At 74.7% G+C, this 25,507-nt stretch carries 22 protein-coding genes; 12 read left to right on the top strand and 10 right to left on the bottom strand.

What is annotated here, in order from left to right; translation table 11 throughout:
* Positions 1-130: 130 nt before the first annotated feature.
* Entirely contained in the window at positions 131-1,360 is a 1,230-nt protein-coding gene (locus ACWF41_RS11975; RefSeq protein ID WP_380318405.1) for a multidrug effflux MFS transporter, read from the bottom strand.
* A 92-nt stretch (positions 1,361-1,452) separates the two neighbouring features.
* Here ACWF41_RS11975 and ACWF41_RS11970 point away from each other — a divergent pair, with 92 nt between their 5' ends.
* A complete protein-coding gene (locus ACWF41_RS11970; protein WP_380318402.1) occupies positions 1,453-2,253 on the top strand; it encodes an SOS response-associated peptidase in 801 nt (266 codons plus the stop codon).
* 10 nt (positions 2,254-2,263) lie between these two features.
* On the opposite strand, the gene ACWF41_RS11965 is transcribed toward ACWF41_RS11970, so the two are convergent.
* On the bottom strand, positions 2,264-3,019 hold the full coding sequence (locus tag ACWF41_RS11965; RefSeq protein WP_380318399.1) for an SDR family NAD(P)-dependent oxidoreductase: 756 nt from the start codon (positions 3,017-3,019) through the stop codon (positions 2,264-2,266).
* A gap of 149 nt (positions 3,020-3,168) precedes the next feature.
* Here ACWF41_RS11965 and ACWF41_RS11960 point away from each other — a divergent pair, with 149 nt between their 5' ends.
* A complete protein-coding gene (locus ACWF41_RS11960) occupies positions 3,169-4,041 on the top strand; it encodes a helix-turn-helix transcriptional regulator (RefSeq protein WP_380318396.1) in 873 nt (290 codons plus the stop codon).
* A gap of 18 nt (positions 4,042-4,059) precedes the next feature.
* Here ACWF41_RS11960 and ACWF41_RS11955 read toward each other — a convergent pair whose 3' ends face one another.
* Together ACWF41_RS11955 and ACWF41_RS11950 are read right to left on the bottom strand one after the other, a co-directional pair.
* Positions 4,060-5,130 (bottom strand): adenylate/guanylate cyclase domain-containing protein, encoded by a 1,071-nt coding sequence (locus ACWF41_RS11955; RefSeq protein ID WP_380318393.1) that lies wholly within the window; start codon positions 5,128-5,130, stop codon positions 4,060-4,062.
* Positions 5,131-5,149: 19 nt separating this feature from the next.
* A complete protein-coding gene (locus ACWF41_RS11950; protein WP_380318390.1) occupies positions 5,150-6,013 on the bottom strand; it encodes a biotin--[acetyl-CoA-carboxylase] ligase in 864 nt (287 codons plus the stop codon).
* A gap of 120 nt (positions 6,014-6,133) precedes the next feature.
* On the opposite strand from ACWF41_RS11950, the gene ACWF41_RS11945 reads away from it, so the two are divergent.
* From ACWF41_RS11945 to ACWF41_RS11930, 4 genes are read left to right on the top strand one after another with little or no spacing between them, the layout of a single operon-like run.
* Positions 6,134-7,762: an acyl-CoA carboxylase subunit beta gene (locus ACWF41_RS11945; protein WP_380318387.1), complete on the top strand. Its 1,629-nt coding sequence runs from the start codon at positions 6,134-6,136 to the stop codon at positions 7,760-7,762.
* 31 nt (positions 7,763-7,793) lie between these two features.
* Positions 7,794-8,369, top strand: coding sequence for a hypothetical protein (locus ACWF41_RS11940; RefSeq protein ID WP_380318383.1), 576 nt, complete (start codon positions 7,794-7,796; stop codon positions 8,367-8,369).
* Positions 8,366-8,608: an acyl-CoA carboxylase epsilon subunit gene (locus ACWF41_RS11935; protein ID WP_380318380.1), complete on the top strand. Its 243-nt coding sequence runs from the start codon at positions 8,366-8,368 to the stop codon at positions 8,606-8,608. The genes ACWF41_RS11940 and ACWF41_RS11935 overlap by 4 nt, the downstream gene beginning before the upstream one ends.
* Complete coding sequence (locus ACWF41_RS11930) at positions 8,605-9,174, top strand: hypothetical protein (RefSeq protein WP_380318377.1); 570 nt, start codon at positions 8,605-8,607, stop codon at positions 9,172-9,174. The genes ACWF41_RS11935 and ACWF41_RS11930 overlap by 4 nt, the downstream gene beginning before the upstream one ends.
* Positions 9,175-9,201: 27 nt before the next feature.
* Here the strand turns inward: ACWF41_RS11930 and ACWF41_RS11925 are convergent, their stop codons facing one another.
* From ACWF41_RS11925 to ACWF41_RS11910, 4 genes are all read right to left on the bottom strand, one after another.
* Positions 9,202-10,395 carry a glycerate kinase gene (locus ACWF41_RS11925; protein WP_380318374.1) on the bottom strand — a complete coding sequence of 398 codons (1,194 nt, stop codon included), beginning with the start codon at positions 10,393-10,395 and terminating at the stop codon, positions 9,202-9,204.
* 80 nt (positions 10,396-10,475) lie between these two features.
* Positions 10,476-12,125 (bottom strand): extracellular solute-binding protein, encoded by a 1,650-nt coding sequence (locus ACWF41_RS11920; RefSeq protein WP_380318371.1) that lies wholly within the window; start codon positions 12,123-12,125, stop codon positions 10,476-10,478.
* 87 nt (positions 12,126-12,212) lie between these two features.
* Positions 12,213-13,181: a carbohydrate ABC transporter permease gene (locus ACWF41_RS11915; RefSeq protein WP_380318368.1), complete on the bottom strand. Its 969-nt coding sequence runs from the start codon at positions 13,179-13,181 to the stop codon at positions 12,213-12,215.
* A complete protein-coding gene (locus ACWF41_RS11910) occupies positions 13,178-14,173 on the bottom strand; it encodes an ABC transporter permease (protein ID WP_380318365.1) in 996 nt (331 codons plus the stop codon). The genes ACWF41_RS11915 and ACWF41_RS11910 overlap by 4 nt, the downstream gene beginning before the upstream one ends.
* A 263-nt stretch (positions 14,174-14,436) precedes the next feature.
* On the opposite strand from ACWF41_RS11910, the gene ACWF41_RS11905 reads away from it, so the two are divergent.
* The 5 genes from ACWF41_RS11905 (at position 14,437) to ACWF41_RS11885 (ending at position 20,865) form a co-directional block, all read left to right on the top strand.
* Entirely contained in the window at positions 14,437-15,495 is a 1,059-nt protein-coding gene (locus tag ACWF41_RS11905; RefSeq protein WP_380318362.1) for a LacI family DNA-binding transcriptional regulator, read from the top strand.
* A 9-nt stretch (positions 15,496-15,504) separates the two neighbouring features.
* Positions 15,505-17,241 (top strand): DUF885 domain-containing protein, encoded by a 1,737-nt coding sequence (locus tag ACWF41_RS11900; protein ID WP_380318359.1) that lies wholly within the window; start codon positions 15,505-15,507, stop codon positions 17,239-17,241.
* Between the two features lie 39 nt (positions 17,242-17,280).
* Complete coding sequence (locus tag ACWF41_RS11895; RefSeq protein WP_380318356.1) at positions 17,281-18,207, top strand: AEC family transporter; 927 nt, start codon at positions 17,281-17,283, stop codon at positions 18,205-18,207.
* A gap of 26 nt (positions 18,208-18,233) precedes the next feature.
* Entirely contained in the window at positions 18,234-18,881 is a 648-nt protein-coding gene (locus tag ACWF41_RS11890; RefSeq protein WP_380318353.1) for a Maf family protein, read from the top strand.
* A gap of 193 nt (positions 18,882-19,074) precedes the next feature.
* Complete coding sequence (locus ACWF41_RS11885) at positions 19,075-20,865, top strand: ATP-binding protein (RefSeq protein ID WP_380318350.1); 1,791 nt, start codon at positions 19,075-19,077, stop codon at positions 20,863-20,865.
* Here ACWF41_RS11885 and ACWF41_RS11880 read toward each other — a convergent pair.
* Both ACWF41_RS11880 and ACWF41_RS11875 read right to left on the bottom strand, forming a co-directional pair.
* On the bottom strand, positions 20,862-22,790 hold the full coding sequence (locus tag ACWF41_RS11880) for a heavy metal translocating P-type ATPase (RefSeq protein ID WP_380318347.1): 1,929 nt from the start codon (positions 22,788-22,790) through the stop codon (positions 20,862-20,864). The genes ACWF41_RS11885 and ACWF41_RS11880 overlap by 4 nt on opposite strands.
* A gap of 74 nt (positions 22,791-22,864) precedes the next feature.
* Entirely contained in the window at positions 22,865-23,479 is a 615-nt protein-coding gene (locus ACWF41_RS11875) for a GNAT family N-acetyltransferase (protein ID WP_380318344.1), read from the bottom strand.
* Positions 23,480-23,598: 119 nt separating this feature from the next.
* On the opposite strand from ACWF41_RS11875, the gene ACWF41_RS11870 reads away from it, so the two are divergent.
* Positions 23,599-25,428 carry an HNH endonuclease signature motif containing protein gene (locus ACWF41_RS11870; RefSeq protein ID WP_380318341.1) on the top strand — a complete coding sequence of 610 codons (1,830 nt, stop codon included), beginning with the start codon at positions 23,599-23,601 and terminating at the stop codon, positions 25,426-25,428.
* Positions 25,429-25,507: the final 79 nt, after the last annotated feature.

The following is a 25,507-nucleotide window of genomic DNA, read 5'->3' as shown; positions in this document are numbered from 1 at the left end:
GGTGTTGGGTGCTTTTTTGCCTCTCTTTCTTCCTGTTTCGCTTTTCTCTCTCGTTTGAGTGTGCTCCTTTTCCCCCTTCCCCCCACCCGCCGAGCCCCCCCCACCGCCTGTTCGGCGGAGCGGTGGCCGGTCAGGCCAGCTTGACCCAGCCGTCCTTGCGGTAGGCGGGGGTGGCGAACGCGAGGACGGCGATGGCGCACGCGAGCGCGGCGAGCATCACCCAGGACATGGCGACGGCGTCGCCGCCGAGCACGCCGACCAGCGGGGAGACCAGGCCGGCGATGCCGGACTGCACCGCGCCGATGACGGCCGCGGCGGTGCCCGCGCGCTCGCCGTGGCGCGACAGCGCGATGGCCGACGCGTTGGCGGGCACGAGTCCCTGGAAGGCGAGCACCAGCCACAGCATGGCGAGCAGCCCGACGAGGCCGCCCGCGCCGGTCAGCGCGACCACCAGCAGGCCGACGCCGACGACGCCCTGGATCGCCAGCGCCGCCCGCAGCAGCCGGATCGGCGCGACCCGGCGCACCAGGGCGGCGTTCACCTGCGCGGACAGCACCAGCCCGAGCCCGTTGACCGCGAACAACAGGGAGAACTGCCCGTGGGTGAGGCCGTAGCCCTCCTGGAAGATGAACGGCGAGCCCACGACGTAGCTCATCAGCACGGCCTGCCCGAGCCCGGGGATCACCGCGAGCGCCATGAACTGCTTGTCCTTGACGAGGGTCCGGTAGCCCGCGAACACGCTGCGCGTGCCGCCGGTCTGGCGCCGCACGGCGGGCAGCGTCTCCGGCATGAAGCGCCACACGACGACCGCCATCGCGACGCCCGCGAGCGCCAGGACGCCGAAGACCCAGCGCCAGCCGGCCGCGGACGCGACGGCGGAGCCGAACGTGGGCGCGAGCATCGGCGCGACGCCGATGACCAGCATGAGGCGGGACAGGATGCGCGCGGCCTCGGCCCCGACGAAGCGGTCCCGCACGACGGCCATGGCGGCGACGCCGCAGGCGGCGTTGAAGAAGCCCTGCAGGAGGCGCAGGCCCACCAGCACGGTCATGTTGGGCGCGACGGCGCACAGCAGCGACGTCACGACGTGCAGCGCGAGGCCCCACATGAGCGGCGCGCGCCGCCCGTACCGGTCGGACAGCGGGCCGATGGTGAGCTGGCCGAGCGCGCCGCCGAGGAGCATGACGGACACCGAGAGCTGCGCGAAGGAGGCGGAGGACCCGAGGTCGGCCGCCACCTGGGGCAGGGACGGCAGGTACATGTCGACGGTGAACGCCGGCAGCGCCGCGAGGGCGCCGAGCATGAGGACCCAACGGAACGGAGAGCGGGCGCGCGGGAGTCTCGCGGAGTCGTCGGGCATGGCCGCCATCCTATCGAAACGATACGAGCGTGCCCAGGGGATTCCCCGTCCCCGTCGCCGGGGCTGTCGGTGGGATGCGTCACGATGGACCCATGTGCGGCCGCTACGCGTCCTTCCGCGACGCCCAGGACCTCTCCGACGACCTCGCGCTCGCCGAGATCGCCGAGGACGCGCGCCTCCTCCCGCCGTCGTGGAACGTGGCGCCGACCGACGCCGTGCGGATCGTCGTCGAGCGCCCGCGCCGGCTCGAAGGCGGCAGCACCGGCGAGATCACCCGCACGATGCAGCTCGCCCGCTGGGGTCTCGTGCCGTCCTGGGCGAAGGACCCGTCGGTGGGCGCGCGCATGATCAACGCCCGCTCCGAGACGCTCCTCGACAAGCCGGCTTTCGCCAAGCCTCTGGCCGTGCGCCGCTGCCTGCTCCCGGCGGACGGCTACTACGAGTGGCGCAAGCTGGACCTGCCCCCGGGAGCGCCCGCGAGGGCGGGGTCGAGGAGCAAGGCGCCCAAGCAGCCCTACTGGATCCACCCGGACGACGGCGGCGTCGCCGCGCTCGCCGGCCTCTACGAGTTCTGGCGCGACCGGACGAAGGCGGACGACGACCCGGACCGCTGGCTCGTGTCCGCGACGGTCGTCACGACCGCGGCGTCCCCCGACCTCGAGCGGATCCACGACCGCATGCCGGTGATCCTCCCCCGCGGCGCGTGGGACGCGTGGCTCGACCCGGCCGTCGGCGCCGAGCAGGCGATGGGGATCGTCACCGGCCCGCAGGTCGCGATGGCGACGCGGCCGGTGGGCGACGCCGTCGGGTCGGTGCAGAACAACCGCCCGTCGCTCATCGAGGCCGACCCCGACCCGCGGGACCCGGACGTGGTCACCGCGGGCGGGGCCTGAGAGCCGTCCGTCAGGCCCCGCCGGTCACCGCGACCTCCTGGCCGGTGATCCCCGTGTTCGCGGCCGACCCCAGGTAGACGATCGCGGTCGCCACCTCGCGCGCCTCGAGCAGGCGACCGAGCGGGGCGCGCGCCGCCGTGGCCTCGCCGAACGCCTCGACGATCCCCGCGTTGCGCACCGTCCGGGTGAGGCCCGGCAGCACCACGTTCGACAGGATGTCGCCCTCGCGCCCGAGCGCGAACGCGACCGACCGGCTGAACCCGTGCAGCGCGGACTTGGCGGTGGCGTAGTACGCCGTGCCCTCGTCGCCGTCGCGCACCAGGCTGGACGACAGGTGCACCAGCCGACCCCAGCGCTGCGCGCGCATCGTCGGCGCGACCGCGCGGGTCAGGCGCACAGCCCCCTCGACGTTCGCCCGCACGGTCTCGAGCCAGGCGTCGTCGGGCACGTGCTCGAAGCCGCGCGGGCCGCCCGGACCCGGCGGGCTCCAGGTCACCGCGTTGTTGACGAGCACGTCGACCCGCCCCGTCCAGGCGAGGACGGCGTCACGCAGCCCTTCCGCCGCGCCGTCCTCGGTCTGGTCGTAGCGCACGACGAGCGCGCGCCCGCCGATCTCCTCCGCGACACGCGCGGCGTCGTCCTTCGACTCCCGGTACGTGACGACGACGTCGGCGCCCTCCGCGCCGAACTGCGCGGCGACGTGCCGCCCGATCCCCCCGGACGCCCCCGTGACGACGACGGTGCGCCCCTGCAGACCCAGGTCCATGACGAACTCCTCAGAAGGTGGGACGTCGGGCACCGGCCGGTGCCCGACGTCCACCACCCTCGGCGCGCCGTCGTGCCCCGGGGAGGCCGCCGTGGGACTGGCCCCGGCAGGGCCACCCTGCGGGGGCGGGGCGCGCCTAGGCTGCCCGCATGACCGACGCCGACCGGATCGAGCGGGACCTCGGCTCCCTGCTGCGCGCGTACCGCGAGTCCGTGCGGCCCGAGGACGTGGGCATGCCGCCCGGCGGACGCCGCCGCACCCCCGGGCTGCGGCGCGCGGAGCTGGCGGTGCTCGCGGGCGTGAGCGTCGAGTACCTGACCCGGCTGGAGCAGGGCCGCGACCGGCGCCCCTCGCCGGCCGTGATGGGCGCGCTCGCCGACGCGCTGCGCCTCGGGCACGACGAGCGGCAGGTGCTGCTGCTCGCCTCCAAGGACGCGCAGGGCGCCGGCGTCTGCCTGGCCGTGCCCTCGGCCGAGGACGTCCCGGCGGGCACCCGCGCGGTGCTCGACCGGCTCGCCCCGGCGCCCGCCGCGCTCCTCGACCGGTTCGGCACCGTCCTGGCGTGCACCCCCGCCTACCGGGCGCTCCTCGCGCCCGCCGGCCTCCTCGACGCCGGGGCGCCGACGGTGGCGCACGCCGTCCTCACCGACCCCCGGGCCCGCGAGGTGTTCCCCGACTGGGACGCCGTCGCCGACCGGGTCGTCGCCGACCTGCAGCGCGGGTCCGTGCCGTCCGACCCCGCCCTCGGCGAGCTGGCGGACGCCCTGACGGTCCTGGCCGGCGCCGCCTTCACCGAGCGGTGGGCACGCCCCGTCGCCGACCGCGGCCGGGACGCCGTCCTGCGCCTCGCCCACCCGACCGCCGGGCCGCTCCGCGTGGAGCCGCAGGTCCTGGTCCCCGGCGGCGGCGACCACCTGCGCGTCGAGGTGTGGCTCCCGGCAGACCCCGCGACCGCGCAGGCCCTCGACGACCTCGCCGCCGGCGACCGCACCCTGCGCGTGGTGCGCAGCGACGCGTCCTGACCCGCGCGGTCGCGGGGCTCAGGCCCCGGTGTACGCGCGCTGCAGGCGCACCGGCGTGATCTCGCCGATGCCCTGCACCTCCTGCGCGGGCTGCGCCGTCAGCGCGTAGCGGGACGACGACGCGAGCAGGGACGCGGTGTGCGGGTCCACCAGCACGGTGGCGGGCTCCGCGAGCTCGGTGATGCGCGAGGCGAGGTTGACGTCGGAGCCGAACACGTCGCCGAACCGGGACAGCACCCGCCCCCAGACGAAGCCGACCCGCACCGGGATCTCCGCCTCCGTGGCGTGCGGTGCCGCCAGGCCCAGCGCCACCTCGGCGCCTGTCGTGACGTCGTCGGCCACGAACAGCACGGCGTCGCCGATCGTCTTCACGACGCGGCCGCCGGCCTCGGTGATGACGTCGCGCGCCCGCGACTCGAAGAGCTGCACGAACTCCGACAGCTCCTGCGACCCCAGGCCAGCCGTCCGCTTGGTGAAGGACACGATGTCCGCGAAGCCCACAGCCCGCGGCAGCGGCAGCTCGTCGGCGTGCGCGGCGTGCGTGCCGCGGGCGCCACCGAACTCCGTGGCCAGGCGGCCGGTGAGCGCCGCGAGCTGGCGGCGCCACGCGTGCTCGAGCTGCCGGGAGAGCCGGTCGGCCAGGTCGGGCACGCGCTCGAGGGCGGCGAGCCGCGCGCTCACGTCGTCCAGGCCGTCGCGGCGGCTCAGGTGCTCGACGAACGCCTCCACCTGCCACAGGGCGAGCCGGTCCGTGGTGTGCCCCAGCGAGCGGATCAGCGTCATCTGCGCCTGCTCGTCGAGGCGCTCGGAGTCCACGAGCTCGCCGATCTCGCGCAGCGCCTCCATGTCGGCGTCCGTGAACCCGACCTCGTCCGGGTGCGTGACCGGCAGCCCGAGCCAGCGCCAGTAGTTCTCGATGAACTCCTGCGAGTGGCCCGTGCCCTCCACGAGGTCCCACAGCGTGTACCGGCGCGGGCCGCCGAGGATCTCCTCGTCCAGCCGGGCCGCGGTGTCCCCCGACCTGCCCCCGGGCCGCCGGGCCTCGTCGTCGATCGGCCGGTCGGGTCCCGTGGTGGTGTCGCTCGTCACGCCCCCACTGTAGTCAGCGTCACCTGTGTCCCGGCTGGGCCCGCAGGTGGTGCACGTCGCCGGCCGTGACGGTCCGCTCCCCCGCCCCCGTCGCCAGGACCAGGGCGCCGTCAGCGGCCACCCGCACGGCCTCGCCCTCCACCACGTCGCGGCCCCCCGCGAGCTCGGCGCGCACGGCCGTGCCGAGCGTGGCCGACGCCGCCGCGTACCGCGCCGCGAGCCCCGCCACGACAGGGTCGCCCCCGGCGGCCTCGAGCTCGCCCACGACGCCGACGAGTTCCCGCACGAGCCCCGCGAGCAGCGCGCCGCGGTCGGCGTCCGCCCCGGCCAGGGCGAGCGACGTCGCGGTCGGGACGGGCAGCTCGGCCGCCTGCTGGTCCACGTTCAACCCCACGCCCACCACGACGGCGGGCCCCTGGCCGGCGGGGGCCGGCACCACCTCGGCCAGCACGCCCGCCACCTTGCGGAACGGCCCGAGCCCGGCCGCGTCGTCGGCGGCCCGCAGCAGCACGTCGTTGGGCCACTTCACCGCGGCGCCGGGCACCCCGACGGCGTCGACGGCGCGCGCGACGGCGAGGCCCGCGAGCAGGGGCAGCCAGCCCAGGGCGGACGGCGCGAGCCGCGGGCGCAGCAGCACCGAGACGGTGAGGGCGGCGCGCGGCGGGGTCTCCCAGGCACGCCCGGCGCGCCCACGGCCCGCCGCCTGGTGCTCCGCGACGAGCGCCGCGGGGGCGGGCCACTCGCCCGGCGCGGCGCGCACGGCGGCCACCAGCTCGGTGTTGGTGGAGGCAGAGACCTCGACCACGTCGAGGCGGCGGAGGGGCCCCGTCGGCGCGACCAGGTCGCGATGCAGAGCGGGGACGTCGAGGGGTGCGCGGCTCACCCCCCGATCGTGCCCCACCGCGGGGCCGCCCGACCTTTGTGGGGTCCCTCCAAAGAATCCCGGCCCGCCGCAGCCTGTCGCGCATCGATGCGTGGCAACCCACCAACTAGGGTCGGTCGGGTGAACGACGCCACCCCCGCCCAGGACCGCGACCAGGAGCAGACCGCCCCCCGCCCCGGCACCGCCGCCAAGCTCGCCGACCTGGAGCGCCGCCGGTCCGAGGCCGTCGTCGACGCCGAGGAGAAGGCGAAGGCGCGGCAGCACCCCCGCGGCAAGAAGACCGCCCGCGAGCGCATCGAGGCGCTGCTCGACGAGGGCAGCTTCGTCGAGCTGGACGCCCTGGCGATGCACCGCAGCCGCAACTTCGGGCTCGACAAGCGCCGCGTCGCCGGCGACGGCGTGGTGACCGGCCACGGCACGATCGACGGCCGCCAGGTGTGCGTGTTCAGCCAGGACTTCACCGTCTTCGGCGGCTCGCTCGGCGAGGTGCACGGCGAGAAGATCGCCAAGGTGCAGGATCTCGCGCTGCGCACGGGCGTGCCCGTCATCGGCATCTCGGACGGCGGCGGCGCGCGCATCCAGGAGGGCGTGGCCGCGCTGACGCAGTTCGCGGAGATGTTCCGGCGCAACGTCGCGGCCTCCGGCGTGATCCCGCAGATCTCGCTCATCCTCGGCCCGAGCGCGGGCGGCGCGGTCTACTCCCCCGCCCTGACGGACTTCATCGTCATGGCCGACGGCACGTCGAACATGTTCATCACCGGCCCGGACGTGATCCGCACGGTCACCGGGGAGGACGTCGACTTCGAGACCCTCGGCGGCGGGCGCACGCACAACACGACGTCCGGGGTGGCGCACTACCTGGGCGCCGACGAGGACGACGCGATCGACTACGTCCGCCACCTCGTGGGCTACCTGCCGCAGAACAACCTCGGCGACGCGCCGTCGTTCCCGCCCGAGGACGAGACCCCGCTCGAGGTCACGGAGGACGACGAGGCGCTGGACGCCATCGTCCCCGACAGCGACAACCAGCCGTACGACATGCGGGCCGTGGTCGAGGCCGTCCTGGACCCGGACTCGTTCCTCGAGGTGCAGCCGCTGTTCGCGCAGAACGTGCTGATCGGCTTCGGCCACGTCGAGGGCCAGTCGGTGGGCATCGTCGCGAACCAGCCGCTGGCCATGGCGGGCACGCTCGACATCGACGCCGCCGAGAAGGCCGCGCGGTTCGTGCGCACCTGCGACGCGTTCAACCTGCCCGTGCTGACGTTCGTGGACGTGCCCGGCTTCCTGCCCGGCGTCGGCCAGGAGCACCAGGGCATCATCCGCCGCGGCGCCAAGCTCATCTACGCGTACGCCGAGGCCACGGTGCCGCTGGTCACGGTCATCACGCGCAAGGCGTACGGCGGCGCGTACATCGTCATGGGCTCCAAGCAGCTCGGCGCCGACGTCAACCTCGCCTGGCCCACGGCGCAGGTCGCCGTCATGGGCGCGTCCGGCGCGGTGAACATCCTGCAGCGCTCGGCGCTCAAGGAGGTCGCGGAGTCGGGCGGCGACGTCGAGGCGGAGCGCGCGCGCCTGGTCGCCGAGTACGAGGACGCGATCGTCAACCCGTGGGACGCGGCCGAGCGCGGCTACGTGGACGCCGTCATCCGCCCGTCGGAGACGCGCGTGCAGGTGGTGCGCGCGCTGCGGGCCCTGCGCACCAAGCGCGCGAGCCTGCCGCCCAAGAAGCACGGCAACATCCCGCTGTGACCCGACCGACCTGCTGGGGGACAATCGTCCGATGAGCCACGAGGACGCCACGCACGGACCGGCCCCGCTGGGGTCGGTGGACCCCGAACCCATGCACCGCGCGGTCGACGCGCTCGCCGCGGCCCTGCACGAGTACGTGCAGACCGCGGTCGGCGTGCGCGCCGAGTTCGGCGCGGCCGAGGCGGACGAGGACCCGCGCGTGCTCGCGCTGGAGAACCAGGTGGGCCAGCTCAACGCCGCCGTCTTCGACGCCCTGCACGACGGGCTCGGCATGCACCCCGACCTCACGAGCTCGGTGTGGGAGGGCGAGGACGAGGACGACGAGCACACGCACGACGCCCCCGAGGGCGCCGTGCCGGCCGAGGTCTTCTACCTCGGCTTCGTGGTCACCGACCCGGCGCCGGGCGGCGCCGCCACCCTCGACGGGGTCGTGGAGCTGCTCGACGAGGCGGGCTCCGACGTGGCCCAGCGCCTCTTCGACGGCGGCTACGAGGTCGCCGAGTGGGCGACGTCGCGCGGCGCCGCCGTGGAGTTCGGCGACGACGACCTCGACGACGAGCTCACCGACGACGACCTGGGTGACGAGGACGAGGAGGGCCCGCGGTGACCGGCGAGGTGCGCGTGGTCCGCGGCCGCCCCGACGACGTGGAGGTCGCCGCCCTGGTGGCAGGCCTCGCGGCGGTGGCGTCCGCGACCGGGCTGCCCGACGACGAGGCGCCCGTCGAGGAGTGGACCAACCGCGCCCGCACGGTGCGCGGCAACGGCGCCGGCGTCACGGCGAAGAACTTCGGCGGCCGGTGGGGCCGTCACAACGCCGACGCGTGGCGCTGGAGCCTGCAGTCGTGAGCGTCGTCTGGCAGCAGGTCGAGCGGGCCGAGGACGTCGACGCCCCGCTCGACGAGTTCCCCGATCCCCCGCGGCCGGGCTGGCTGCGCCGCTGGCTCTGGGCCCCCGCGCTGGTCGTGAGCATCGGCCTGTACGTGGTGCGGCGCATGATCGAGAACCCCTCCGGGGCGCTCGAGCTGTGGCTGTTCATGGGCATGCTCGCGGGCCTCATGGTCACCGCGGTCGCCGCGCTGGTGCGCTACCGCGACGACCAGCGGCAGGGCACCGAGGCGCGGTCCGCGGAGGCGTTCGCCGCCGGCGCCCGGTCGGTCACCGGGTCGGTCATGGTGCGCGAGCGGCGCACCAGCTCGGGCCTGCTGGTCAGCGGCGTGGTCGCCTATCCGACCGACGACGGCACGGACGACCAGCCGTTCTCCTACCTGCAGCGCCCGTCCGACGACGAGACCGAGCCGCCGCGTGACGGCGACCCCGTGGCGGTCTGGTGGGCACCGGGCACGGACACCGTCGTGGCCCGCTACCACCGCGGTTGGGCGGACGCCCTGCGCCGCCGCGCCGGGGGCCGCTGACCCGGTTCGTTCCCGGGCGTGGGCCCGTCAGCGGGCCGCGCGGCCCGCGGCGAACAGCCGGCACGCGTGCGCGGCCGTGCGCTCCAGCTCCACGACGGCGTCCCGCGACAGCTCGGCGAGGGTGCGGGGCCCGGGTGCCAGGGAGAACGCGGCCGCGATGCCGGCGTCCGCGACCTGCGCCGGCGTGAGCTCGACGCCGCCGGCGACCACGACGACGGCGGCGCGCCCGGCGACCAGCCGCACCACCGTGTCGACGACCTTGCCGTGCAGCGACTGCTCGTCGAGACGCCCCTCTCCGGTGAGGACGAGGTCGGCTCCCTCCAGCGCCTCGGCGAGGCCGACGGCGTCGGCGACCAGCTCGCCGCCGGGCACGAGCTCGGCGCCCAGCGCGGCGGACAGCCCCACCGGCAACCCGCCGGACGCGCCCGCGCCCGGCAGGTCGCGCGCATCGTGGCCGGTGGCCGCGGCGAGCGCGCCGGCCAGGTGCGCGAGCCCCTCCTCGAGCGCGGCCACGTCGTCCGGCGTCGCACCCTTCTGCGGGCCGAAGACGGCGGCCGCGCCCCGCGGGCCGAGCAGCGGGTTGTCCACGTCGCACGCGATGCGCCAACGCAGCGCCCGGGCGCGCGGGTCGACGCCGGACAGGTCGACGCGGTCCAGCGCGCGCAGGCCGCCACCGCCCGGCGCCACCGGGACGCCCTCGGCGTCGAGGAAGCGGGCGCCGAGGTCGGTCAGGAGCCCCGCCCCGCCGTCGGTCGAGGCCGAACCACCCACGAACAGCACGACTTCCTCGGCCTCCGGGGCGGCGCCGAGCGCGGCCAGGACCACCGTGCCGACACCCCCGCTCGTCGCGTCGAGCGCGCGCAGCGGCACGTCCGCGACCTTCGGCAGCCCGTAGGCCTCGGCCGCCTCGACGGCGAGCGTGCGGCCGTCGGGCGAGACGCCGTAGCGGGCCGTCGTCGGGCGGCCCAGCGCGTCGGTCGTGGCGCAGGAACGCGGGTCGGCGCCCCACGCCCCGAGGATCGCGTCGAGCGTCCCCTCCCCGCCGTCCGCGAACGGGACCGCGCGCACCCGCGCGTCGTCGCCCAGCGCGGCGCGGGCCCCCGCGGCGAGCGCCTGCGCGACCTGCGTCGCGGTGGCGCTGCCCTTGAACGAGTCGGGGGCCACCACCACACGGAGCGGTCCGGCCGGCGGGTGGGGGGTGTTCTTCACGTCCTCGTGCACGAGGCACGAGGCTAGCCGCTCGGACCGACGGGGGACGCGGGCGTCTCGCGACCACCCACGCCCCCCGAGGGCCGATCCCGTCAGCCCTGCGACTTCTTCCGGTCCGCGAGCGCCACCTGGTACTCGTCGCGGATCTTGTCGCCGCCCGACCTGGCCCAGGCCTCGGCGGCGGGCCGCCAGGCGGCGACCTTCTTGCGCCCGGCGAGGATGTCGGTCTCCACGGCGGCGAGCGTCCCGCCGATCTGGCCGCCCTTGCGGCTGGCCGTCTCGCTGAACAGCCCGGACGTCGGGTTCTTCACCGCCGTCGGGACGACGGCGGTCTGCGCGTCGTGCTCGGCCTGCGCCACGCTCGGGTCGCCGGCCTGGAAGTTGACCCACGGCCCCTCGACGACGTACTTGAGCCCGAGCTGCACCTCGGTGCGGCCCTTCTCGGTGGGCACGGGGTCGGTGCCGTCGAGCTCGTAGTGCACGCCCTCGATGCCGTACGTCTTGAACAGGTGCTCCTCGGTGCCGAACGGCGCGGCGAGGTAGTTGATCACGTCGAGCAGGGCCTCGACGCGGTCGGCCGACTTCGCGCTGATCGACGTGATGTTCTGCACGGCCGGGCCCAGGTGGATGCCCGCGGTGCCGCCGCCCTCGGCGAGCGGCGGCGGCACGACCGCGAGCCGGAAGCCCTCCCCGAGCGGGTAGTTGGAGAAGTCCGGCCAGGCGCTGAACGTGTCGTCGAGGAACCGGATGGTGCCGTTCACGAGCCAGGTCTTGCGCTGCGGCTGCGCCGCGGTCACGCCGTCGGGGTGCACGAAGCCGTCGGCCACGAGGCGCCGCGCGGCCTCGAGGGCGTCCTCCTGCCGCTCGTGCAGGTTCGCGCTGGTGAGGGTGCCGCCGTCCTCCGACCAGCCGTTGGGGATCTCGTACATCTGGCGGATGAACCCCAGCGGCACCCGGCCGAGCGCCCAGGTGTTCCCGCCGGACAGCTCCTTGCACAGGTCGTAGAACTCCTCGAAGGACTTCACCTGGGGGTCGATGCCCTGGGACTCGAAGAAGTCCTGCCGCGCGTACATGACGCCGGACTGCGCCGGGCCGCGCGGCACCGGGACGGCGAAGACCTTCCCGTTGAAGACGCACGACTGCCAGCTCTCGGTGGGGATGTTCGCCAGGAACGGGTACTTCGCCACCGCGTCCCCGGAGAGGTGCTCGGTGAGGTCGACGGCGCGCTCCTCGAGGAGGCTGGGCAGGCCGGGGATGTCGCCCGAGAACATCGCGAAGATGTCGGGGAGCCGGTCTCCGGCGACCGTCGTCTGGAAACGGTCGGAGTAGTCGCCGCTCGGCGTGAGGGCGACCGACAGGCCGAACCCGAGCCGCTCGTTCATCTCCTGCCAGTACGCGTTCTTCTCGAGCGCGGGCGGGGCGGGCGTGTTCGTCATCACGAAGACGCCGACGTCCTCGCCGTCGCCCGGCTGGCCGCTGGTCGCCTTCTTCGGGCTGGCCGGGTACTTCAGCATCGTGTCGGGGACGCCGTCCGTGCCCTTGATGTCCATGGGCACGCCGGTGTACGGGATGTACTTCGGCAGGACGGACGAGTTCTGGGCGGCGGAGACGGCGCCCACGCCGCCGCGGCCCTCGTTGCTGCAGCCGGCGGCGGAGAGGAGGGCGAAGGCGCCCACCCCCAGGCCGCCGAGCAGCACGTTGCGCCGGGACGGCTCGCGGCCGAAGGTTCGGATGTCTGACATGACAGCTCCTCGTCGAGTGAGGTCGGACGTGATGGGTGGGGGTGGTGGGTGGGGGTGGTGCGGGGTGCCGGCGCGCGGCGGGCCGGGTCAGCCCTTGATCGCGCCGGTGAGCATCCCCTTGGCGAAGTGCCGTTGCAGGAACGGGTAGACCAGGAGCACGGGCACGACGGAGACCACGAGGATCGCCATCTGCAAGGAGGTCTGCGGCGGGAGGGACGAGGCGTCGATCCCCAGGTCCTGGGAGCCGAGCTGCGTCCCGTCGACCACGTAGGTGCGCAGCACGAGCTGCAGCGGCCACTTGCTCGAGTCGGAGAGGTAGAGCAGGGCGCTGAAGAACGCGTTCCAGTAGCCGACGCCGTAGAACAGGCCCACGACCGCGAGCACCGGCTTGGACAGCGGGAGGCCGATGCGGCGGAAGAGCTGCCACTCGGTGGCCCCGTCGATGCGGGCGCTGTCGATGATCTCGTGCGGCAGCTGCACGAAGAACGCACGGACGACGACCACGTTGAAGGCCGAGACCGACGTCGGGATGACCAGCGCCCAGAGGCTGTCGAGCAGCCCGAGCCGCTGCACCACCAGGTAGCTGGGGATCATGCCCGGGCTGAACAGGAGGCTGACCAGCACCAGCAGCAGCATCGTGCGCACGCCGAACGCGCCGCGGCGGCTCAGCGCCCAGCCGAGCGTGGTCGTGAGGGCCAGGCTGATCGCGGTCCCCACGACGGTGACCAGCACGCTGACCCACAGGGCCTGCGTGACGACGCCGCCGGCGAAGATCATCCGGTAGGCGCCGAGGTCGATGCCCGTCGGCAGGAGGACGAAGCCGCCGGCCTCGGTGACCTGCTCGGGGGTGGCGAGGCTGGTGGAGACGATCCCCACGAACGGCAGGATCACCAGGGCGCACGCGACGGTCAGGATGACGCCCTTGGCGGTGCGCTCGACGGGGCCGGGCATGGCGACGCCGTCGACGACCGCGCGGCGGCGGCGCCTGCCGGTCGGGGTGCGCGGGGCTGCGGGGCCGACGGCCGTGGGGCCGGCCGGCTCTCGGGTGATGGTCATGCTCGGTAGACCCCTTCCTCGCCGAACGCGTGGGCGACCTTGTTCGCGACGAGCACCAGCACGAGGCCGATCACGCCCTTGACCAGGCCGACGGCGGCCGCCACGCCCCAGTACCCGCCGACGACGCCCTGGTTGTAGACGTAGGTGTCCAGCACCTGGGAGACGCCGAGCCCGACGGCGTCCTGCTGGAGGATGAGCTGCTCGAAGCCGACGCTCAGGGAGTCCCCGAGCTTGAGGATGAGCAGCATGATGATGATCGGGCGCATCCCCGGCAGGGTGATGTGCCAGGTCTGCCGCCACCGGGTGGCGCCGTCGACGGCGGAGGCCTCGTAGAGCGACTTGTCGATCCCGGCGAGCACGGCGAGGAAGAGGATCGTCGCCCAGCCGGTGTCCTTCCAGATCACCTGCGACGTGATGAGCCCGTAGAAGGCGTCCGAGTTGCCGATGACGTCGATCGGCTGCCACCCGTGGGCGCGCAGGAAGTTGTTGATCAGCCCGGCCCCACCCAGCACCTGCTGGAAGACCGCGACCACGATCACCCAGGACAGGAAGTGCGGCAGGTAGAGCACCGACTGGACCCACTGGCGCACCCGGTTCGAGACCAGGCTGTGCAGCAGCAGCGCGAGGATGATCGGCGCCGGGAAGACGAGCACCGTCTGCAGCAGCGTGATGATCAGCGTGTTGCGGAGGGCGCTGAGGAACTCCGGGTCCCCGGAGAACAGGATCGAGAAGTTCTCGAAGCCCACCCACAGGCTGCGCCCGATGCCGAGGTACGGCTGGTAGTCCTGGAACGCGATGACGTTGCCGCCCAGCGCCAGGTACTGGAACACGATGACCACGAGCATCGCCGGCAGCGCCAGGAGCAGCACCGCCCGGTCCCGGACCATGCGGCGCCACCACGGCAGCGGCGGGCGCGGGGCGCCGGGGTCCACGTCGAGCTCGCCGGCGGTCTCCGGCCGGTGCCGGGTGCCGGCCTCGTCGAGCGCCGTCATCCGTCCCCCTCGGTCCGCAGGGGTGGGGGTGATGCCATGAGGTCGGTCCTCTCGTCGTCGAGCGGGCGGCATCGGGACCTCGACGTCCGCGGGGCGCACCGGTGCGAAAGTGATCGATCACTTCCAGGGCGTCACCGTAGAAGGTGATCGATCACACCGCAACCATCTCCTCGCGTCTCCTCCCCGCGGCCGCGTCGTCGGGGGCGTGCCAGAATGACCGGGCGCCCCACCTCGGCGGGCGCGTTGACCAGCAGGGACGACACATGACGGAGCAGCGGGCGGGACGTGAGCGGCGGGCGACGATCTGGGAGGTCGCCAAGGTGGCCGGGGTGTCCCACCAGACGGTCTCCCGCTTTCTGCGGGACGACCCGCGCATGCGCCCGGAGACGGTCGAGCGCGTCGCCAGCGCGGTCGCGGAGCTCGACTACCGCCCCAACCTCACCGCCCGGTCGATGCGCACGCGACGCAGCGGCCGGGTCGCCGTCCTGCTGCCGGCCGTCGCGACCTACGGGCCGCCCCAGATCCTCGGCGGGGTCATGGAGGTCGCCCACGAGCACGGCTACACGATCGAGGCGCTGACCGTGGAGGGCTCCGCCGCGGACCGGTTCGACCGCGTGCTGGAGCTCGCGGACTCGGGCCAGGTCGAGGGGGTCCTCGCCCTCGCCCCGCTCCCGCCGGCGTCCGAGCACGAGGTCCCCGCGCGCGCCGCCATCGTCGCCTCCGCCGACTACGACGAGAGCTTCCGCGGCGTCGGCGAGCTCGCCGACGGCTCGCCCGTCGCCGAGCTCGTCGAGCACCTCGCGGAGCTCGGCCACCGCCGCTTCCTGCACGTGACCGGCGCGCTCGACTTCGCGTCCGCCCGAGGACGTCGCGACGTCTTCGTCGCGACCGTGGAGCGGCTCGGCCTCGGGCCGGCGCTGGTGCACGAGGGCGACTGGTCGGCCGCGTCCGGGCGCGCCGCGGTGCTCGCGATGTCCGCCGAGGACCACCCCACCGCCGTCGTCGCGGCGTCGGACACCGTCGCGGGCGGCGTCGTGCAGGGGGCCCACGAGCGAGGCTGGTCGATCCCCGGGGACCTGAGCGTCACCGGCTGGGACAACCAGCAGCTGGGGGCCTACCTCGAGCCCACCCTCACGACCGTCCAGGTCGATCACCACCGGCTGGGCCGCGCGGCGATGGCCCGCATGGTCGCGACCCTGCGCGGGCAGCCGGCGCCGGAGCCGCCCGGCGAACCGCTCAACACCATCATCTGGCGGGGGTCGACCGGCCCCGTGCAGGGCGGACCGGGGAATGGACGGGATCCGGGCACCGCCACGCCCTAGGCTGCGACCGTGACCTCGACCACCCCCACCACGCCCCGCACGCCCTCCGCGATCGACGCCGTCGCCGACGCGTACGTCGCCCGGTCCGCCGAGCTCGACCCGCTGCTCGCGACGTCGATCGGGCTCTCCGGCCACGACCACCGGATGACCGACCTGTCCCCCGCCGGCCACGAGGCGCGCGCCGAGAGCGACCGCGCGGTGCTGCGCGACCTCGACGCGGCGGAGCGCGACGGCGGCCCGCTCGACGACGTCGATCGGGTAACCCTCGCCGCGATGCGCGAGCGCGTGGGGCTGCAGCTCGAGCTGCACGACGCCGGCGAGCCGCTGGCCAGCCTCAACAACATCGAGTCGCCGGTGCAGCAGCTGCGCGACGTCTTCGACCTCATGCCCACGGGCTCGGTCGAGGCGTGGGAGAACGTCGCCGCCCGGCTCAATGCCGTCCCGGACGCGATCGACGGCTACGTCGCCTCGCTCACCGAGGCTGCTCGCCGCGGGCAGGTCGCCGCGATCCGCCAGGTGCGCGAGGGGGTGTCCCAGTCGCGCGAGCTGGCCGGCGAGGACTCGTTCTTCCTCGGGCTGGTGCGCGGCGACGACGCCGCCGCCGTCCTGGACGAGTCCAGCGCGTGCAGCCTGGTGCGCGCGGAGCTGGAGCGGGGGGCCGCCGCGGCCCGCGCGGCCTACGCCCGCCTGGCCGAATTCCTCGAGGGCGACCTCGCGCCGCAGGCGCCCGCGGCGGACGCCGTGGGCCGCGAGCGGTACGCGCGCTTCTCGCGCGAGTTCCTCGGCGCCGAGGTCGACCTGGACGAGACGTACGAGTGGGGCCTGGACGAGCTGGCGCGGATCGTGGCCGAGCAGGAGTCCGTGGCCCGCGAGATCGCGGGGGCGGGCGCGAGCGTCGAGGACGCCGTCGCGGCGCTGGACGCCGACCCGGCCCGCACCCTGCACGGCACCGACGCGCTGCGCCGCTGGATGCAGGAGACCGCCGACGCGGCCATCGAGGACCTCGCCGGCACGCACTTCGACATCGAGGGCCCGGTGCGCACCATCGAGTGCCGCATCGCCCCCACCCAGACGGGCGGGATCTATTACACGCCGCCGAGCGACGACTTCTCCCGCCCGGGCCGCATGTGGTGGTCGGTGCCCGCCGACGTCACGGAGTTCAACACCTGGCGCGAGAAGACGACCGTCTACCACGAGGGCGTGCCGGGCCACCACCTGCAGTGCGCGGCCGCGGTCGTCGCCCGCGACACCCTCAACTCGTGGCGCCGCCTCATGTGCTGGGTCTCCGGGCACGGCGAGGGCTGGGCCCTGTACGCCGAGCGCCTCATGGCCGACCTCGGCCACCTCGACGACCCCGGCGACCGGTTCGGGATGCTCGACGCGCAGCGGATGCGCGCCGCCCGCGTCGTGCTCGACATCGGCGTCCACCTCGGCAAGCGGGCCCCCGAGCGGTGGGGCGGGGGCGTGTGGGACGCGGACAAGGCGTGGCCGTTCCTCAAGGCGAACGTCAACATGCCCGAGTCGTTCGTGCGCTTCGAGCTCAACCGCTACCTCGGCTGGCCGGGCCAGGCGCCGTCGTACAAGGTGGGCCAGCGGCTGTGGGAGCAGACGCGCGACGACGCTCGCTCGGCGGCGCAGGCGCGCGGCGAGGAGTTCGACCTGCGCGCGTTCCACGCCCGCGCGCTGAGCCTCGGCTCGGTCGGGCTCGACGTCCTCACGGGCGCGCTGCGCGACCCCCGCGCCTGAGCTCCCCGGCCCCGCACCCCGTCCCGCTCCTCGGCTGACATGGAAGGCATCCTCACCGGCTTCGCGATCATCGGCGTGGTCATCGCCGTCGGGTACGTCGCGGCGCGGCTGCGCCTCGGCGGGCCCGACGCCGGGACCGCGCTGAACCGGATCGGGTTCTTCGTCGCGAGCCCGGCACTGCTGTTCACCGTCATCGCCCGCGCGGACGTCGGCGAGCTGTTCCAGGCGCCCCTGCTGGAGCAGGCCGCGGCGGCGGTGACGGTGGCCGGGGTGTTCGTCGTCCTCAACGTGCTCTGGCTGCGGCGGCCGGCCGCGGAGGCGACGATCGGCGCCGTCTCGGCCGGGTACGTCAATGCCAACAACATCGGACTGCCGGTGGCGGTGTACGTGCTGGGCGACCCGGCCGCCGTCGTGCCGGTGATCCTGCTGCAGCTGCTGGTCCTGGCGCCCGTGACGCTGCTCGTCCTCGACGCGCAGACGAGCGGGCGGGTGTCGGTGCGGTTCGTGCTGAGCCAGCCGGTGCGCAACCCGATCATCCTCGGCTCGCTGGCGGGCGCCGTCGTGTCGTTGACCGGGTGGAGCGTGCCGGCGCCCGTCCTCGCGCCGCTGGAGATCCTGGGCGGCGCCGCCGTCCCGATGATCCTGCTGGCGTTCGGGATGTCGCTGCACGGGTCCCGGCCGTTCCAGCAGCCCGGTGGCCGGTCGGCGGTGGTGGTGGCCTCCGCGCTCAAGGCGGTCGCCATGCCGGCCCTCGCGTTCGTGCTGGCCCGGTACGTGGTCGGGCTCGACGACGCGCAGGTCGCCACCGCCGTCACGCTCGCCGCGCTGCCCGTCGCGCAGAACGTGTACAACTACGCGGCGCGGTTCCGTACCGGGGAGATGCTCGCGCGCGACACGATCCTCGTGACGACGCTCGCGTCGCCGGTCGTGCTGCTCGTGTCGAGCCTGCTGCTACACACCGGCTGAGCCCGCCCAGTGGGTATCGTGCGTCCGTGCCTCTCGTGAGCCTCGTCCTCGCCTCCCGCTCCCCCGCCCGCCTCGCCACCCTGGCGTCGGCCGGGGTCACGCCGGAGGTCGTCGTGTCCGACGTCGACGAGCCCGCGGTGCTCGCCGCGGCCCGCGCGGGCTTCGGCCAGGACCTGGAGCCCGCGGACGCGGTCCTCGTCCTCGCGCAGGCCAAGGCGGAGGCCGTCGGCCGTCAGGTGGAGGACGAGGTGTCGGCCCTCGTGCTGGGCTGCGACTCGATGCTCGAGCTCGACGGCGAGATCGTGGGCAAACCGGCCGACGCCGACGAGGCGCGCCGCCGCTGGCGCGCCATGCGCGGCCGGTCCGGCGTGCTGCACACCGGCCACTGGGTCGTGGACGCCCGCGACGACGAGGACGGCGGCACCGGCGCCACGCTGGGGGCGTCGTCGGCCACCACCGTGCACTTCGCCGACCTGGACGACGAGGAGATCGACGCCTACGTCGCCACCGGCGAGCCGTTGCACGTCGCGGGCGCGTTCACCATCGACGGGCTCGGCGGTCCGTACATCGAGCGCGTCGAGGGCGACCACCACGGCGTCGTCGGCCTCAGCCTGCCCCTGCTGCGCGAGCTGCTCGGCGAGCTCGACGTCGCCTGGCGCGACCTGCGCGGCTGACCGCCCGCACAGCGCGCGGGGTCCGTCGGGCCTGCCGAAACCACCAACGCGGGGCGGATGACCCGCCCGCTTCCCGCCGAGTCCATGTGGGATCCCTCCAAACGGCCCGGATCGCCGTTGGTACCCGGCACAGACTTCTGCGCGGGCGCCCCGCGGGTGCCGGAGGACGGCGGAGCACGCGTTACCGTGAGCCGTGCCCACCATCAGCAAGGTCCTCGTCGCGAACCGCGGCGAGATCGCCGTCCGCATCGCCCGTGCCTGCACCGACGCCGGTATCGCCTCCGTCGCCGTCTACGCCGACTCCGACCGGGACGCGCTGCACGTGCGGCTCGCGGACGAGGCGTTCGCGCTGCAGGGCCAGCGCGCCGCCGACACGTACCTCGACGTCGACAAGCTGCTCGACGTCGCGCGCCGCTCCGGCGCGGACGCGGTGCACCCTGGCTACGGCTTCCTGTCGGAGAACGCGCAGTTCGCGCAGGCGGTCCTCGACGCCGGCCTGGTGTGGATCGGCCCGCCGCCCGCGGCGATCGAGTCCCTCGGCGACAAGGTGAGCGCGCGGCACATCGCGCAGGCCGCCGGCGCGCCGCTGGTCCCGGGCACCCCCGACCCCGTGAACGGCGCGGACGAGGTGCACGCCTTCGCCGCCGAGCACGGCCTGCCGATCGCGATCAAGGCGGCGTTCGGCGGCGGCGGCCGCGGCCTCAAGGTGGCCCGCAGCGCCGACGAGATCGACGAGCTGTATGAGTCCGCGGTGCGCGAGGCCGTCGCGGCGTTCGGGCGCGGCGAGTGCTTCGTGGAGCGCTACCTCGACCGCCCCCGGCACGTGGAGACGCAGTGCCTGGCCGACACGCACGGCAACGTCGTGGTGGTCTCCACCCGCGACTGCTCGCTGCAGCGGCGCCACCAGAAGCTCGTCGAGGAGGCGCCCGCGCCGTTCCTCACCCCGGAGCAGGAGGCCGAGCTCGACCGGGCGTCGCGGGCCATCCTCGCCGAGGCGGGCTACGTCGGCGCCGGCACCTGCGAGTTCCTCGTCGGCACGGACGGCACCCTGTCCTTCCTCGAGGTCAACACCCGTCTCCAGGTGGAGCACCCGGTCACCGAGGAGATCACCGGCATCGACCTCGTGCGCGAGCAGCTGCGCATCGCCGCCGGCGAGCCCCTCGGGTACGACAGCACCTCCCCGCGCGGCCACTCCTTCGAGTTCCGCATCAACGGCGAGGACCCGGCCGCAGGCTTCCTGCCGTCGCCCGGCACCGTCAGCACGCTGCGCTGGCCCAGCGGCCCCGGCGTGCGCGTCGACACCGGCGTCGTCGAGGGCGACACGATCTCCGGCGCGTTCGACTCGATGATCGCCAAGCTCATCGTCACCGGCGCCACCCGCGAGCAGGCGGCGCAGCGCGCCCGCCGCGCGCTGCGCGAGCTCGAGGTGGCGGGGATCCCCACCGTCGTGCCGTTCCACCGCGCCGTGATGGACGCCGAGGACTTCGTCCCGAGCGACGGCTCGCCCTTCCGCGTGCACACGCGCTGGATCGAGACCGACTTCGCGGACGAGCTCGGCAGCCTGGCCCCCGCGCCGGCGTCGGTCCCCGACGCCGACGACGCGGCCGACGAGCAGCTCGCCGAGCGCGTCGTCGTCGAGGTGGGCGGCCGCCGGCTCGAGGTCGTGCTGCCCGCCGGCCTCGGCGTCGCCGCGGGCCGCGCGCGACGCGCGAACGCCGCCCGCCGTCCCGCCCGCCGCAACGGCTCCCGCGCGTCCGCCGCTGCGAGCGGCGCGACCCTCGCCTCCCCCATGCAGGGCACCATCGTCAAGGTCGCCGTCGAGGACGGCGCCCAGGTGGCCGAGGGCGACCTCGTCGTCGTCCTCGAGGCCATGAAGATGGAGCAGCCGCTGCTCGCGCACAAGGCCGGCACCGTGCGGTCCCTGTCCGCCGCCGCCGGCGCGACCGTGACCGCCGGCGCCGCGATCTGCGAGATCGTCGACTAGCCGGACCGTCGGCCATCGGTGCCGGGCCCGGCGCCCGCCGACGCGCGGCCCGGCACGACGGGCTCGCGGCCCGGCGTCGACGCCGCGACGTCGCGCGCGTCGGCCCGGCCGCCGATCGCGCGCAGCGCCGCCAGGATCGCCACGAGGTCCACGACCTCCTGGAGCAGCGCACCCACGGTCGCCGGGATGACGCCGAACGCCGCCACCGACATGAGCCCGACGCTCACGGCGATCCCGATCCAGATCGACTGGAGGGCGATGCGGACCGTGTCGTGCCCGATCCGCACGGCCTTCGCGACCCGGGACAGGTCGTCGACGAGGACGACGACGTCCGCCGACTCGCTCGCCGCCGTCGTCCCCTTCGCCCCCAGGGCGACGCCGACGTCCGCCGCCGCCAGCACCGGGGCGTCGTTCACGCCGTCGCCGACCATCATGACCGGGCGCTCGGCGATGTCCTGCACCTCCTGCACCTTGTCGGCCGGGAGACACTCCGCCCGCACCCGGTCGATGCCCAGCTCCGCGGCGACGTGCCGCGCCGTCGAGGCCGCGTCGCCCGTGAGCATCCGCACCTCGCGCACCCCCAGCCCGTGCAGGGCCGCGAGCGTGGCCGCGGCCTCGCGACGCACCTCGTCCCGGGCGAGCACCGTGCCCGCGAACCGCCCGTCGACGGCGACGTAGACGGCAAGCTGGCTCGGGGCGAGCGACGCGGCCGTCGCCTCGGGGGCGAGCCCGCGCACGAAGGCGAGCTTGCCGACCGCCACCTGCCGCTCCCCGATCGTCGCCACGACGCCGTTGGTGGCCTCCTCCCGCGCGTCGCCGGCCTCGCCGAGCTCCAGCCCGCGCTCCTGCGCCGCCCGGATCATCGCGCCCGCGAGCACGTGCGAGGAGTACTGCTCTGCCGACGCGACGAGGCCGAGCAGCTCGTCCTCGTCGAACCCGGCCTCCGGGCGCACCTCGTCCACCTCGGGCGTGCCCCGCGTGAGCGTGCCCGTCTTGTCGAAGACGGCGGTCCGGACGCGTCCGAGCTGCTCGAGCACGCCCCCGCCCTTGACGATGACGCCGTTGCGCGACGCACGGCTCATGCCGCCCAGGAACGCGACCGGCGCCGCGATGAGCAGCGGGCACGGGGTGGCGAGCACCAGCACCTCGGCGAACCGCACCGCCTCGCCCGAGAGCGCCCACGCCACCGCGCCGAGCGCCAGCGAGAACGCCGTAAAGGGCACCGCGTACCGGTCCGCGAGGCGCACCACCGGCGCCCGGCTGGCGCTCGCCTCCGACACGAGCGCGACGATGCGCTGGTACTGGCTGTCCGCGGCGGCCGAGGCGGCGCGGACCGTCACCGCCACCGGGCCGTTCACCGACCCGCTCAGCAGCTCGTCGCCCGGGTGCTTCTCGACGGGCAGGCTCTCCCCGGTGAGGGACGACTCGTCCATCGACGTCGACCCGCTCACGAGGATCGCGTCGACCGGGACCAGCTCGCTCGGGCGCACGAGGAGCTCGTCGCCCACCCGCACGTCGCCCACGGGGACGTCGGTGATGTCGTCGCCCTCCATGCGGTGCGCGCGCTGCGGCGCGCGCGACAGCAGTGCGTCGAGCTCCCGCTTGGCGCGGTGGTTGGCGTAGTCCTCCAGCGCGTCGCCGCCGGTGAGCATGAGCACGACGACGAGCGCCGCCACGTACTCCCCCACCGCCACGGTCGCCACGATCGCGGTGATGGCGAGGACGTCGAGGCCGACGTTCCCGCGCAGCAGCTGCCGGACCATGCCCACGGCCTGCCAGACGGCGATCGCGAGCGCGTAGACGCCGAACAGCCACGACACCGCCGCCCCCGCGCCGCTGAGCCACAGCCCGATCCCGACCAGACCGACCACGACCGTGAGCGCGACGGCCCAGTACGTCCGCGCGAGCTCCTGCCAACGACTCATCCCGCCATCCTGCCCCGGTCGTGGGCGGGGCGCGGCTCGACGGCTGTCCCCCTGCTCACGTCGCCGTGGCCACGTCACGTCGCCGCGGGTGCTCCTTCTGGAGGCGGGGCGCCGTCGGGCCGGGCCAGCGGCGCGCGCAGGAGGAGCCCGAGGCCGCCCTCGAACGTCACCCCGGCCAGCCGCGGGCCGCGGGCCACCTCCACGAAGTGCCAGGGCCGGTGCAGCGCGATCGACGCGAGGTTGCGGGAGTTGACCACGAAGAAGACCTCTGGCGCGCGAACCGCCACCCAGTCGATCCGTGCCTGCGTGAGCGCCGTCGCGACGCCCCGCCGCCGCAGGCGTGGGTCGACCGTCACGCCACCCAGGTAGTGTCCGGCGGGGGCCGGGTCGGTCACCGCGGTGCGGAGCGACGTCTGGCCCCAGCCCACGACGGCTCCACCGCCCGGACCAGGCTCGACGTCGAGGCCGAGGTCGCGGGCGAGGTCGGGGGCGAGGTCGGGGGCGATCGTGGCGACGAGGACGCACCGGTCCTGGTCGCCGACCGCCCGCCGGTACGCGTCGGGACGGACCGCACGGCTGGCGCGCAGCCCCACGGCCGCCATGGCCTCGACGTCCGACTCCACCGCGGGGCGCACCGTGAGCGGGACGCGCTCACCCCCGCCGTCGGGTTCGTACGCGGCGAAAGACACGACGAACACCCTAGCCACGGAGACCCTGGCCACGGACTCAGCCCGACCCTCCGCCGTCGTTGTCCACAGATTGCCGGGAGGCTCCAGAACACGCGTTCGAACGTCGCTAGGCTCGGGGGATGACGACGACGCTCCCCGACTCCGCGACCGGCACCTCCGCCGGCACGCCTGCGGGTCGCGCGAGCGGGCCGGCTGACCTGAACGCGGCGGCGGAGCGGCTCGCCGCGATGCCACGGTCGTGGACCCCGTCGATCAGCGAGCTGCTCGAGGAAGAAGGACGATCTGGCAGGGGCGGGCCCGGCACTGAGCCGCAGCACCCTGCCTCCTCGAAGCAGCCCTCGTTGGCCGACCTGGACCGGGTGCTCGACGAGCTCGCCGAGAACGACGCCGAGATCGCTACCCTGCACGCCCACCGCGCGGTCCTCCTCGCACAGGCAACGGGCCTGGCCGAGGCCCTGGAGTCCGACCTCCTCGCCGACGACGACCCCGCCGACCCGACCGCCCGCCGGGCACCCTCCGCCCGGCGGCTCGAGCTCGCCCGCCGCGCCGTCACCACCGAGATCGCCACCACCCTGCACCTGGGCGAGCACGCCACCGGCACGCTGGTCGACCACGCCGTGGCGTTGACCGGCAAGGCCCCCGCGACCCTGACCGCCCTCAGCGCCGGCCGACTGTCCTGGGCGCATGCCACCGCCATCACCACACACCTCGCCGACCTGACCTCCGACGAGGCCGCACATGTCGAGCACACCGTCCTCGCCGCCGTCATGACAGCCGAGGTCAACCCCGACGACGCCCCCGGCACCACCGCCGGCACGGTCTCGTGCACGCCCACCCAGGTCGCCCGCCGCGCCCGCCGAGCCCGCGAGACCGCCCACCCCACCCCGCTCGACGTCCGCCACCACGAGGCCGCCCTCCGGCGCACGGTCTGGCTCGAGGACGACCACGACGGCATGTCCTGGCTCGTCGCCCACCTCCCCGCACCCCTCGCCCACGCCGCCTACGACCGCCTCACCCGCACCGCCCGCCACCTCACCACCAACAACGACGCTGGCAACGGCGCCGGCCGCGCTGGTGGCACTGGCGGCGGAGACGGCATGGGCGGCGGCCGCACCCTCGCCCAAGCCCGCGCCGACACCCTCACCGCGCTCCTGCTGGACGACGGCACCCTCGACCACACCACCGCGCCGGGCGGGACCCATGAGACGACCCATGACACAAGGCCAGTCGACGGCCGTCCGCACGACGACCCGAGCCCCGATCCCCCAGACGAAGCGCCCGACCTGAAATGCACTCAGTCGGCGATCGCGACGCTGGCGCGCTCCATCCGCCCCCAGGTCACGGTCACGGTCCCGGTCCTGACGCTGCTCGGCATCACGGACGCCCCGGCCACGATGAACGGGCACATCCCCATCGACCCCGACACCGCACGCACCCTGACAGCCCTCGCCCCCTCACTGCGGCGGATCCTGACCCACCCCGAGACCGGCACCGTCCTGTCCGTAGGGCGCACCACCTACACCACCCCCGCCGACCTCAAGAACCTCATCCGCCACCGCGACACCACCTGCCGCTTCCCCGGCTGCACCCACCCCGCCACCCAGTCCGACCTCGACCACACCACCCCCTGGGCCACCGGCGGCACCACCAACGCCACCAACCTCGCCGCACTCTGCCGCCGACACCACGTCCTGAAACATCAAACGACATGGCAGGTCAGACAGGTGAACACGGCGGCCGGCACCGGCCCCCACCGTCAACCACCCGACTGGGGCGGCACCCTCGAATGGACCTCCCCCACCGGACGCCGCCACACCACCACGCCCGAGCCCATCGACACCACCCGACACCGACACGCGCCCCACGGGCACGAGGTCCCCGACCACGCGCTCCCCGACCCGGGTTTCGACGACCCACCGGACGTCTCACCCGCGGTCCCACCGTTCTGAGCCACGCCCCCAGGACCCCCTACCTGTCAACGCCACCCGTCGTGAGCGAGGCGTCGTGAGCGGCGCGTCGTGAGCGGCT

This window comes from Isoptericola sp. NPDC055063 (assembly GCF_053608125.1).
This window is presented reverse-complemented; position numbering and strand designations above follow the sequence as displayed.

What these genes read in the sequence shown, in the direction of transcription:
- ACWF41_RS11975 (WP_380318405.1), bottom strand. Translation starts at nt 1,360, where the DNA reads ATGCCCGACGACTCCGCGAGACTCCCGCGCGCCCGCTCTCCGTTCCGT.
- ACWF41_RS11970 (WP_380318402.1), top strand. Translation starts at nt 1,453, where the DNA reads ATGTGCGGCCGCTACGCGTCCTTCCGCGACGCCCAGGACCTCTCCGAC.
- ACWF41_RS11965 (WP_380318399.1), bottom strand. Translation starts at nt 3,019, where the DNA reads ATGGACCTGGGTCTGCAGGGGCGCACCGTCGTCGTCACGGGGGCGTCC.
- ACWF41_RS11960 (WP_380318396.1), top strand. Translation starts at nt 3,169, where the DNA reads ATGACCGACGCCGACCGGATCGAGCGGGACCTCGGCTCCCTGCTGCGC.
- ACWF41_RS11940 (WP_380318383.1), top strand. Translation starts at nt 7,794, where the DNA reads ATGAGCCACGAGGACGCCACGCACGGACCGGCCCCGCTGGGGTCGGTG.
- ACWF41_RS11920 (WP_380318371.1), bottom strand. Translation starts at nt 12,125, where the DNA reads ATGTCAGACATCCGAACCTTCGGCCGCGAGCCGTCCCGGCGCAACGTG.
- ACWF41_RS11915 (WP_380318368.1), bottom strand. Translation starts at nt 13,181, where the DNA reads ATGACCATCACCCGAGAGCCGGCCGGCCCCACGGCCGTCGGCCCCGCA.
- ACWF41_RS11910 (WP_380318365.1), bottom strand. Translation starts at nt 14,173, where the DNA reads ATGACGGCGCTCGACGAGGCCGGCACCCGGCACCGGCCGGAGACCGCC.
- ACWF41_RS11905 (WP_380318362.1), top strand. Translation starts at nt 14,437, where the DNA reads ATGACGGAGCAGCGGGCGGGACGTGAGCGGCGGGCGACGATCTGGGAG.
- ACWF41_RS11895 (WP_380318356.1), top strand. Translation starts at nt 17,281, where the DNA reads ATGGAAGGCATCCTCACCGGCTTCGCGATCATCGGCGTGGTCATCGCC.
- ACWF41_RS11880 (WP_380318347.1), bottom strand. Translation starts at nt 22,790, where the DNA reads ATGAGTCGTTGGCAGGAGCTCGCGCGGACGTACTGGGCCGTCGCGCTC.
- ACWF41_RS11870 (WP_380318341.1), top strand. Translation starts at nt 23,599, where the DNA reads ATGACGACGACGCTCCCCGACTCCGCGACCGGCACCTCCGCCGGCACG.